This is a genomic window from Amycolatopsis tucumanensis (genome assembly GCF_021654135.1).
Taxonomy (GTDB): Bacteria; Actinomycetota; Actinomycetes; order Mycobacteriales; family Pseudonocardiaceae; genus Amycolatopsis_E; species Amycolatopsis_E tucumanensis.
Genome location: NZ_JAKGSD010000131.1, coordinates 1 through 1350 on the forward strand (window position 1 = coordinate 1; position 1350 = coordinate 1350).

The following is a 1350-nucleotide window of genomic DNA, read 5'->3' on the forward strand; positions in this document are numbered from 1 at the left end:
CCCTGCAACGGCAGTTAGGCGAGTTGATAGCCGCGTCGTTTGTAGTGGCTGAGGCGGGCTTGGTGTTGTCGTCGGCGGCGGAAGCGCGACCAGGACCAGATGTGGTCGGTGGTGCCGACGACACGCAAGGCGAGTTTGATGAGCAGGCGCCGAATCTCCGGTAACGTGAAGTCGATCATGCCTGGTTCGTTGGCGTTGGTTCCCCTTTTGCGGCAAGGGATCGTGACACGGCGAGCCAGGCGTGGGCGAGCATGGACAGGGTGATGTGGGCATACCACGCTCGCCACGATCGGACCTGGTAGTGGTCGAGTCCGGCTTCGTTTTTGGCTTGCTGGAAGCACTCCTCGATCCGCCACCGCGCCCCGGCGATCCAGGCCAGGTCCAGCAGCGTCGAGCGGCGGGGTCCGTAGCAAACGTAGTAGGCGATCTCGGCTGGGTCGGAGAGTGAGCGGCGGGCCAGCAGCCAGTGTCCCCGCCCCGGCTGCCAGCCGAGCCGGATCGGCACCCGCGCCCAGTCGTACTCCCGTGGCCCGTGCGCTCCGGCGCCGACCGACAACCGCCGCCAGGACCGGGCGGGAAGCTCTGCGATCAGCTCATCGGCCCGGGCTTCTCGACCACCGGTGGTGATCAGGGTGTCGTTGACCTTGGTGGCCAGGACGTGCGCGGCATCGTGGGCTTCCAGCCACAACCGCAGGTACTTGACCTGCCCGTAGGCCTCATCGGCGGTGATCCACGCGAACGGCACCTTTGCGGCGAACGCCCGGGCCAGCATGGCCATCGCCTGGCGTGGCTTGGTCTGGAATTCGGTGCCTTCCGGGATCCCCGCCCGCCGGCACCGATCCGGGTCGGCTATCCATGGCTCGGGCAGATACAGCTCCCGGTCGATCAGTGCATGCCCGCGAGTCGAGGCATAGGCCAGGAATGTGCCAATCTGGCAGTTCTCGATCCGGCCGGCGGTGCCGGAGTACTGCCGCTGCACCCCGGCCGAGCGCGTGCCCTTCTTCAGGAAGCCGGTGTCGTCCACGATCAGCACGCCACCGGGCTCGCCGAGATGCTCGATCACGTAGTCCCGCACATCGTCACGGACGCCCTCGATGTCCCAGTCCGCCCACCGCAGCAGCCGCTGCATCCCGTCCGGCGAGACCTCCCCGGCCTGCTCGGCCAGGGTCCACCCGTTCTTCCGTTCCAGGCCCGCGACCAGCCCGGACACATACTCCCGCGCACGATTACGCGGCTCCGACCGCCTGAACCGGCCCGCGATCCGCTCATGCACCCGGTCCAGCTGATCCATCACCACATCGACCACCACCAGGATGATCTACCACAACACCACTAACTGCCGTTGCAGTA

1 protein-coding gene is annotated in these 1350 nt (G+C 67.0%); it reads right to left on the bottom strand.

Features of this window, described 5'->3' with window-relative positions; genetic code table 11:
- Positions 1-175 precede the first annotated feature (175 nt).
- Positions 176-1309, bottom strand: coding sequence for an IS701 family transposase (locus L2C96_RS44130; RefSeq protein ID WP_237340318.1), 1134 nt, complete (start codon positions 1307-1309; stop codon positions 176-178).
- Positions 1310-1350: the final 41 nt, after the last annotated feature.